Source organism: candidate division TA06 bacterium (genome assembly GCA_016208585.1).
Taxonomy (GTDB): Bacteria; Edwardsbacteria; AC1; order AC1; family EtOH8; genus UBA5202.
The window spans coordinates 1-10004 of record JACQXR010000021.1 but is presented as its reverse complement, the minus strand read 5'-3'; the positions used below and the strand labels follow the sequence as shown (position 1 = coordinate 10004).

7 protein-coding genes and 3 pseudogenes are annotated in these 10004 nt (G+C 50.5%); all 10 read left to right on the top strand.

Annotated features, from left to right (window positions below; translation table 11 throughout):
* On the top strand, positions 1-471 hold a 471-nt coding region (locus HY768_01895; GenBank protein ID MBI4725971.1), incomplete at its 5' end, for an ATP-binding protein.
* Between the two features lie 142 nt (positions 472-613).
* Positions 614-1327, top strand: a complete 714-nt coding sequence (bamD, locus tag HY768_01890) for an outer membrane protein assembly factor BamD (GenBank protein ID MBI4725970.1) — start codon at positions 614-616, stop codon at positions 1325-1327.
* A 46-nt stretch (positions 1328-1373) separates the two neighbouring features.
* A pseudogene (locus HY768_01885) lies at positions 1374-1804 on the top strand (nicotinate-nicotinamide nucleotide adenylyltransferase).
* Between the two features lie 2 nt (positions 1805-1806).
* Positions 1807-5028, top strand: coding sequence for a cyclic nucleotide-binding domain-containing protein (locus HY768_01880; GenBank protein MBI4725969.1), 3222 nt, complete (start codon positions 1807-1809; stop codon positions 5026-5028).
* 99 nt (positions 5029-5127) lie between these two features.
* Positions 5128-5655 (top strand): annotated as a pseudogene (locus HY768_01875) (ORF6N domain-containing protein).
* A 67-nt stretch (positions 5656-5722) separates the two neighbouring features.
* Positions 5723-7747: an N-6 DNA methylase gene (locus HY768_01870; GenBank protein ID MBI4725968.1), complete on the top strand. Its 2025-nt coding sequence runs from the start codon at positions 5723-5725 to the stop codon at positions 7745-7747.
* 110 nt (positions 7748-7857) lie between these two features.
* Positions 7858-8469 carry a hypothetical protein gene (locus tag HY768_01865; GenBank protein MBI4725967.1) on the top strand — a complete coding sequence of 204 codons (612 nt, stop codon included), beginning with the start codon at positions 7858-7860 and terminating at the stop codon, positions 8467-8469.
* Positions 8466-9052 (top strand): annotated as a pseudogene (locus HY768_01860) (DUF3800 domain-containing protein). Before HY768_01865 ends, HY768_01860 begins: the two are co-directional and overlap by 4 nt.
* Before the next feature lie 630 nt (positions 9053-9682).
* Complete coding sequence (locus tag HY768_01855) at positions 9683-9823, top strand: hypothetical protein (GenBank protein MBI4725966.1); 141 nt, start codon at positions 9683-9685, stop codon at positions 9821-9823.
* A partial coding sequence (locus HY768_01850; protein MBI4725965.1) for a hypothetical protein occupies positions 9820-10004 on the top strand: 185 nt, incomplete at its 3' end. The genes HY768_01855 and HY768_01850, both read left to right, overlap by 4 nt.

Sequence of the window (10004 nt, the reverse complement as noted above, 5' to 3'; positions counted from 1 at the left end):
TACACCGACAGCAGCCACCAGTGCAGCTGCAACCCCCAGTCCATCCAAAAGTACCTGTCCCGGGTCTCGGGACCGCTGCTGGACCGGATCGACATCCACATCGAAGTGCCGGCGCTGAAATACCAGGAGCTGTCCCAGAAGGAGCCGGGCGAGCCTTCGGCGGTGATCCAGAAAAGAGTGGACCTGGCCCGGCAGCTGCAGCTGGACAGGTATCATGGCCGGCGCCACATCTACTGCAACGCCCACATGCAGACCAAGGACATCCGCAAATACTGCGGAATCGACGCCGGCTCCGAAGAACTGCTGAGGACGGCCATCAGCAAGTTCGGTTTTTCGGCCCGGGCTTACGACCGGATCCTGAAAGTTTCGCGCACCATCGCCGACCTGGACGGTGCGGAGGACATAAGCGCCACCCACATCTCCGAGGCCATCCAGTACCGCAGCCTGGACCGGAACGTCTGGGGGCAGTGAGCCAAAGTTTGAAATGTTTGCCACCGCAGACGGCCACCGCATATTGCGGGGCAGGCGGGGTGTCGCCAACGGCGACAAAATGTTGGAAACGTTGGAAAAGTTAGAAAAATCCAAACAAAGTCAATAAATATAAAGGACAAAAATGAAGAAATACCTATTGCCCATGATGCTGATCATAGTGTTCCTGAACCTGATTTCCTGCGGGGGCAAGAAAGGGGTGGTCAAGAAACTGGAGGCCGATGACCTGTACGCCCGGGGCCAGCAGTTCTTCCAGAACAAGAAATACGTGGACGCCATGGACGATTTCAAGGCCGTGGTGTTCAACTATTCCGGAAGCAAGCTGGCCTTGGACGCCAATTATTTCCTGGCCGAGTGCTATCTAAGGACCCGCGATTATCAGGGGGCCGTCGCCGAGTTCCAGCAGATACTGAACACTTACTCGCCTTGCCGCTACGATGACGAGGCCCGGTTCAAGATCGCCCTGTGTTACTACAAGGATTCACCCAACTATGCCCTGGACCAAAGCGAGACCACGGTAAAGGCCGGGCAGTCCCTGAATCTTTATTTCACGTATCTTTCGGACACCACCTGGGCCCCGGAGGCTCGTCAGCTCAAGATTTCCCTAGAGGAAAAGCTGGCCCACAAGGATTTTGATGCTGGCCGGATATATTTTAAAATGAAACGTTACGCTCCGGCCAAGTTATACTTGGAAAACCTGATGGCACAATATCCCCAGACCCACTGGGCCCAGGAAGCCCAAAAGCTTTTGGATCAGATCCCGGCCTCCGCAAAAGTCCAACAAGCTTTGCCGGACAGCATTCCGGCCGCCGCCGCCGACAGCAGCCAGGGCAAGTAACTGTAAACCTCTAAATGAATCCAGGGAATATTGTAAATAAAACCAAATGCCAAAGTCCAAGCGCATCGGAATATTCGGCGGGACCTTTGATCCCATCCATCTGGGACACCTGATCGTGGCCCAGCAGGCGGCGGAAAAGTTGAAATTGGATCGGGTCATTTTCATTCCGGCCGGACAGCCGCCCCACAAGGGAGGGGTAAAACTGTCCCCGGCTAAGGACCGCTATAATATGGTGCGACTGGCAATCAAAGGCAACAGGTTGTTCCGGGTCTCGGACATCGAAATAAGATCAAGAGACTCTTCCTATACCGTAAACACCCTAAAAGCTTTGAAAGAATGATCCGGTTTTTGCTGGTCAGAAGGCTGGAGATCAGCGCCACCGATATTAGAGCCCGTATCTGCCAGTCACAATCCATCCGGTATCTGGTGCCGAAACCGGCGGCCTGCTACATCAAAAACAAAAAACTTTACCGGTAAAAATGACCGATCAACCAACATCGCCGGAAACGGCAAACGTTTCCATCTGGCAGCGGCTCATTTTCACTTTGGATTTCTCCCGACAGAAACCGCGGGTCAAACCGGGGGCAGAGGAGGCCTGTTTCGCCGACCGCCAGGGCCAGGAATATTTTGTGGTCAAGGCCCCGGGAGGCAGTGGCTACATCAAGCTGGGCTTGCAGGACTACTTCCTTTACTCCTCCTTCACCGGGCAGAAGACCATTCAGCAGATCCTGGTGGACTACTTCAAAAAATTCGGATCGCTGGCCTTTTCCCGCATCGGCACGCTTTTCCAGGAGCTTTTCGCCGGAGGGTTTTTGGTCCAAAAACCTTCCAATTTTTATAAGAGTCTGGCCCAAGGGATCCGGTACCAGAAGCCGCTGGTCAAAATACTGGACATGGTAAAGAACCTTCCCCAGAGGCAATGGCCCATCCCCGACTTTCACCGGTTGACCGGTCTTTTATACCGGGGCGGATTCAAGTACTTCTTTTCGCTTCCGGCAAAAATAGTCTCCGGGCTGGTGATCCTGGCAGGCTTGGTTTCCTTTGCTGTCCTGATAAAAGGCGGCCAGTACAGCGTCATCAAATCGTCGGGTTCATACCTGACCGGACTGATAATCCTGGTCCTATTGAACTATCTGGCTGTGATATCGCATGAAATGTCGCACGCCCTAGCCTGCAAGCATTACAAGCGGAAGGTCAACAGCGGAGGAACCATCCTTTACATGGGGTTCCCGGCCTTTTATGTGGACACCACCGATGCCTGGCTGCTGCCCAAGGACCAGCGGCTGTTCATCTCTATTGTGGGGCCGTATACCCAGGCCTTTTTGGCCGGGGCCGCCTCCCTGCTGGCCGTCCTGATGCCGGATCTTTTCCTGAACCCACTGCTTTATAAATTCGCCGTTCTTTCCTTCGTTTCGGTGTTCGTCAATTTCAATCCCCTGTTGGAGCTGGACGGTTACTACATGCTGGTGGACTGGCTGGAACTGCCGGGATTAAAGCACAAGGCCGCGGCTTTCGTGAAGACAGAACTCTGGCGCAAACTGAAATTCAAAGAACCCTTAAGCTGGCAGGAAAAAGTCTTTACCGGCTTCCGGCTGGGGGCTTTGGTGTGGTCGGGCCTGGCCTTGGTGCTGGCCTTGTATTTTTGGAGGCTGCAGGCTTCCCCGCTGTGGCATAAGTTTTTAATCGGCACCACTACCCAGGCCAGATGGTGGCTGTTGGGGGGACTGGCGCTGGCTCTGACCGGGGGCGGGGTGGCCCTGCGCAAACACATTAAAAAGCTGGCCGCCGGGTTTTGGCAAAATCTTCTAAAGCTGGTGCGCCAGAAACCGTTGGTCGCTTCCTTAAGCCTGCTGGCGTTTTTCGGGGCGGCCGCTTTGATCATTGCCCTTTTCCCCGGTTGGGTCAGGATCCTATTGATGCTGCCATTCGGAGCCTTGGCCCTGCTGGCTTTTTTAAGGGTTCATTCCTATTACCGGGGATCTCATCTTTCCTTAGTCTTCTGGTGCCTGCTGCTGGCTTCGCTCTGGCAGATGGCGCTGGCATCTTTCACTTCTAAAATTCATCCCTTCCTTTGGCTGGGAACGGCCGGAGCCTTGGCCCTGGCGGGGTTCAGCCAATTTTCCTACTCCAGCTTAAGGCGGTGGCGCCAGTGGCAGCGCTGGCTGTGGGGGGCTTGGTGGGTTTTGATGATGCTGGTGATCGCCGTCAACCCGGGATACGCCTGGCCCCAGTCGCTGGGAATAATGCTGCTCTGGTCCGCCTTTTTAATGGTGCTGTCGCTTTATTGGAATAACGAAGGATCTTCGCTGGAATATTTCTGGATGATCATTTTAACCGGGCTGCTGAGCCAGAATGCGCTGACCATCTGGCGGCTGCCGGCCAGGCTGGACCTGTTCCCGGCCCTGATGCAGGCCCTGGCCCTGCTCTGGCTGTACCTGATCATCAAGGGCACCTCCTGGCAGCCCGAGACCTCCGCCTTTGAGCCGGCCGATTCCGAGCGCCGCCGGATGCGCCAGGCCGCGGTCAAGATCTACAAACTCTCCCGCCGCCATTTTGCCGCCTTCTTCGGTGAGTCTTCGGCTAAGGCCATGGACGACCGCCTGAACCTGGCGCTGATCGAAAAAGGCTGGCCCATCAGGCTCTACGGCGATAAAAGCGAGGAGCGGTTCCAGCGGGAGCTGGGGATACTGGAGCGCAGCCCGGCCTTTAAGGGTCTGCTGGACGAGATGTATTTTTATATCTCCAGAATCACCGGGGCCTATTTCGCCAGGAACACCTTCAAGACCGCTTACGAAAGCCTTTACTGGGAGGAGCGGGAGATCGCCCAGCAGTACCTGATGTCCGGCTGCCAGTGGTCCCAGGGCCTGACCCTTAAAAAACTCTCCCAGGAGAAAAAGGACGCCCAGGATGTGATCTCCGGGGTAGCCAGGTTCTGGGAGCTTTCTGCCGAAGAGGCCAAGGTGTTTTTCTCCCGGCTGAAGGAGGACCGGCGCAAGGCAGGCGAGACCATCATCCGGCAGGGCGAGGAAGGCGATAAGTTCTACCTCATCAAGTCCGGGCAGGTGGAGATCTCCATCCAAAAGGACGGATGGCCAGCTCAGATCGCGGCCCTGCTTTCGCGGGGCGATTACTTCGGGGAGATCGCCCTGATCAAGAAGGTTCCCCGCACCGCCACCGCTAAGGTCCTGTCCGACTGTTCGCTTTTGACCCTGGAGCGGGCGGACTTCGAATTACTAATGTCCCAAAAGGTGGACCTGGGCCCCAGGATCGACCGGCTGATAGAGAACCGGGGATTTCTGGTAAAGCTGCCGCTGTTCTCGGAATTCGCGCCGGCCCAGGTGGCCATGGCCGCATCCCGGCTGATCCCCAGGCGCTGTCAGCCCGGAGAAGCGGTGATCGCCCAGAGCGAGATGGGAGACAGTTTTTACATCATCAAGGAAGGGCAGTTTGAGGTCTGGGTGGAGCGCGACGGCCAGAAGAACAAAGTGGCCAGCCTGGGGCCGGGCGAGTATTTCGGCGAGATCGCCCTGCTGCTGGATGTGTCCCGCACCGCCAGCGTTATTTCCCAGTCCCAGGGCCTGGTGCTGCAACTGCACAAGGACGATTTCAAGAGCCTGCTGGGCGAGCACCTCTATTTCTACAAGAGCCTGGAACAGGCCTCCAGCCGCAGGCTGAAGGACACCCGGCACAAGGTCAGCTGACGGACAAACTCCAAGCACTATCTGTGCGGTTGTTGTTTCTGATTCTTTGCAGGAATGATTAATATAAAGTTGAGTATATCTATTATTGTGAGGTAAATTATGATAAGCGGGGTGGATTTGGTGCCGGTGGAATTCATAGAACAAGCAATTCATGCCATAAGAGGGCACAAAGCCATATTGGACCACGATTTGGCTAATTTATACGGTGTGCCGGTGAAGGTGTTGAATCAGGCGGTCAAGCGCAATATCAGAAGGTTCCCCGAAGATTTCATGTTTTAGTTGACCGCCGAGGAACATGCCGCTTTAAGGTCACAAATTGTGACCTTAAAACCAGGGCGGGGCGGGCACCGCAAATACCGGCCATATGCTTTCACCGAACAGGGGGTAGCCATGCTATCCGGTGTTTTAAACAGCGACCGGGCCATAGCGGTGAATATCGAGATCATGAGGCCCTTTGTAAAAATGCGGAGGATGTTGATATCCCATGAAAAACTGGCTCAAAAAGTGGCTCAAATGGAAAGACACTATGACGGCAATTCCAAGGCAATATTCGCGGCCATTAAACAGCTGATAGAACCTGATGCGCCCAAGCGCCGTCCGATAGGATTTAAAAAAGATGCCATTTAGCGGGGAATAACATAAACGCCGAAACTGGATATAAAAAACTGGATCAGACGTAATAATTGAAAAAAATATGAAGCACTTCGGAAAAGCCCATAAAGCAGTGTGCCACCTGGTAAAGGATTTTCAGGCGCATGAAAAGACATATCTCTCTCTGGCTTACCAGGAGGCGGAGGTCCGCAAGGACTTCATAGACAAGTTTTTCATTGCTTTGGGTTGGGACGTGAACCACGAGCAGCAGAAGAATCCTTATGAGCAGGAAGTGAAGGTTGAAAAAGGCGTAATCGTAGCCCGCGCCCAGAAGCGGGCCGATTACGCCTTTTGCCTGGCCCCCAATTTCCGGGACGCCAAGTTCTTCGTGGAGGCCAAGAAGCCTGCCAAGTCTCTTTTTAACCCCGATGATTATTTCCAGACCGCCCGTTACGGCTGGAACGCCAATACGCCAATTGCAGTGCTGACCGATTTTGAAGAATTTCACATCATAGACTGCCGGTTCAAGCCAAATATAAACACAGCCCTGACCCAGAAATTGACGAAATACCATTACAGCGAATATGCCGACCAGGAAAAATTTGCCAAGATATACTATCTGTTCTCGCACGAAGCGGTAGAGGGAAACTCTTTAGAGAAACACGCCGAGACCCTTAAAAAGCCCACCGGCAAGGCGGTTCAGCGGGGGCTGTTTCCCGGCGGGTATCAGCCGATAGACGAGGCGTTCCTGGAGGAAATTGACGAGATCCGCAAGACCCTGGCCAAGGCCTTTAAAAAGAACTGCCCGGAGATGATGAGCAACGAGCTGACCGAGGCGGTGCAGCGCACGGTTGACCGCTTGGTGTTCATCCGCTTTTTGGAAGACAAGCTGATGGAGGCGGAAAACTATCTGGACAACATCGGAACCTCGGGCCAGGCCTGGGCCGAATTCATAGCCCTGTGCCGCAAGTTAGACAAGAAATACAACGGGGTGGTGTTCAAGGAAACCAGCATTGACCTGGCCGGGTTTGAAGGGCCGGTGGACTCCGAGTTCCGCGATATTTGCAAGAGGCTTTCCCGCCAGAATTCGCCCTACGACTTTAACTTCATACCCATTCACATCCTGGGCTCCATTTACGAGCGTTTTCTGGGCAAGGAAGTTCACGCCACGGCCAAGCGGGTGGACATTGAAGAAAAGCCCGAGGTCCGCAAGGCGGGCGGGGTGTATTATACCCCCCAGTACATCGTCCGATATATCGTGGAAAATACCATCGGCAAACTGATCGAGGGCAAGACCCCGGAGGAAATAGCCAAACTGCGCTTTGCCGACATCGCCTGCGGCTCCGGCTCGTTTTTGATCTGGGCGTTGGAACTGCTGTTGGATTACCACCACAAGTATTACCAGGCCCACCCGGAAAAGGCCAAGAAAGACGGCTGTTACCAAAAGGACGGCAAATGGGTTTTAAACATCAGGCAAAAGCAAAGCATTTTGCTTAACAATATTTACGGGGTGGACATTGACCCCCAGGCCATAGAGGTGACCCAGCTGTCGCTGGCCTTGAAAATGCTGGAGGACGAGACCACCGCCACGGCCAATGACATGCAGGTGCTGTTTCACTCGGCGGTGCTGCCGGACTTGACCAAGAACATTGTTTGCGGGAACTCGCTGATCGGTATAAATGTATTGCAAGAAGACTTATTTACAATAACAAATCAAAATGAACCACACATAAAGCCGATGGATTACGAAAGTGTTTTCCCAAAAGTGATGGATGACGGTGGTTTTGATGCAGTTATAGGCAATCCACCTTACATCAATGTGGAGAATTTAGATGGTATAACACGTGAAATATTAATGGCAACTTATAGAACGGCCATTAAACGTTTTGATATCTATATTGCCTTCATGGAAAAAGGGTTGGATTTATTAAAGGTAAACGGCCTGCTCAGTTTCATAATACCATATCCGTTTATAAGTCAAAACTATGCTGAGTTATTGAGAACATTATTAGTTGATCATTGTAAAATTAAAACAATAGTGGATCTTTCAAACGTTAAAATATTTAACGAGGCAGTGGTGAAAAACTGCATAGTGATTATCGAAAACATTGAAGATAAAAAAATATAACTGAAATAATAACACCAACCAATATAACTGAAGCACAAACATTAAACAGTATTGCAAAAAAACAGATTGCGCAACTTAATTTTAAAAAATACCCAAAACACATGTTTCGATTGGATATATCACCTGAGATAGCTAATATTGTTCAAAAGGTAAAAAACAAGAGCATAAAGCTTGGCACGGTTTGTTATGTGAATTGGGGTGCCAGGAGCGGTAATGTAAAAAAATATGTCACTGATAGCCCAATAGATAAGCAAAGCAAAAAAATGATTAATGCACGTGATATTGAGCGATATAGCATGAATTATGACAACAAGTATCTTTGGTATAAGAAAGAGGAATTGTACAATCCAATGTTTGAAGAGTTATTTGAAAAACCAAAACTAATTGTTAGGGACATTTCTGGTAGTGAACGCTTAAAAGCTACTTATGATGAAGAAAAATATTATTCTGAACATACTGTTAGTTTATGTTTGCTTAAACATGATTTAAAAAGGGTCAATAAGCCAACAAGCAAAGAAGGAAAAATAAATTGTACAAAAATAAGTAATTATGTAACTAAATTATTAGAGAGCAAAAAGCAACTTGCCACAGCAAATACCGAAGCCGATAAAAATTACTATCAGCAAAAGTGCCAAAGCTTGGATAACCAGATAGACAAATTGGTTTACGAGCTATATGGGCTGACCGAGGAAGAGATAAAGGTGGTGGAGGGCAGCGAATGAGCGAGTTATTTAATATTTACTGTGACGAAAGCTGCCATTTGGAAAAGGACCATCAAAAAGTGATGGTCCTTGGGGCGGTGTGGTGTCCAACAGCTAAAAGCCGGCAGATAAACATAGAGTTACGCGAATTAAAACAGCGTTTTGGGCTTACCAGGTATTTCGAGGCTAAATGGGTGAAGGTCTCTCCGGCAAAAATAGATTACTATTTAGCTTTATTGGATTATTACTTTAATAACACCGACCTGCATTTTAGGGCTTTAATAGCGCCGGATAAAGATAAATTAGTTCATGAAGCATTTGGCCAAACCCATGATGACTGGTATTATCAGATGTATTTCGACCTGCTAAAGGCAATATTTACGCCGCACGATAAATACGGGGTTTATATGGACTATAAAGACACGAATGCGAGCTAATGCAATTAACGGATTTACTTATTGGCGCAGTAGCCTATGTTAACAGGGAGCTAACCACCAGCCCGGCAAAACTACAAATAGTAAAGAAATTACAGGAACAATCGGGCTATAGCCTTACCAGAACAACCCTTTTGCATGAAGATAAAGTAAATATATTCAGATGGTAGGCCCGGAATGTATGAATCTGCCGGTTCCGGGAATAATGCGCCGCCACCGCTGGTTTTCCTTAACGCTTATAACGGAGATTGGGAAAAGTATATTGATGCGGTATATCAATGCTATATTGCCGAAGTAGTGCGGGGCAACCTGGTTTTTTACGGTCTGCCCATAAGATGCCAATTCAGACCGGTTACCAAGGGCAAGCATTTTGCTTTTTGGCACATTATTTCGGAAGGCGAGGAAGAAGAGGACAGGACGCCGGATTTTAGCAGAGGCGAGCGCATAAAATGGATTTCATGGGTGCTCAAAAACGCCGGGTCAAATGATAAAATATCTTTTTGGGAAAACAGGCGGGGTAGAAACAGAAATATCGTGCTTTGGTATGAAGAAGGCGATTTTGCGGTAATATTAACCAGAAGATCCGGATATCTGCTGCTTAAGTCGGCATATTGTGTAAGCCCTCACCGCAAACTGGTTTTCCGGCGGGAAAGGGACGCATATAGGGCCATAAATGGCTGAAGCCGCCCAAAAATATTGAGCGGCTTCGAATGCTCCTTCCACAACATGGTGGATGAGACTGTTCATATTATAGTTTGCCGCGGCTGATTTGTCAAGTCTTTTTTCGAAACTATTTTTAAATGCTCAAGCTAAACAAAACCCCGGAACTGCGGCAGTGCCACGCGGCGGACATTGCCGTAATAGACAAGGAGATTGACGAGTTGGTGTATAGGTTATACGGGCTTACCGAGGAAGAGATAAAGGTGGTGGAGGGGATATGAGCTTGGTGTTCACAAAAGATGTTCTTAAGAATCTTTACAGCGCCGCGGTCTGCCGGGACACCGTAATCGACAAGCTGAAAACCGCCAAGACCGTCCGGGACGAACAGGTGTATAACGACGACGGCATCGGATTCCTGTTCGCCGCCAACAAGGACACGGTTTACCAGATGTACGTCAATCC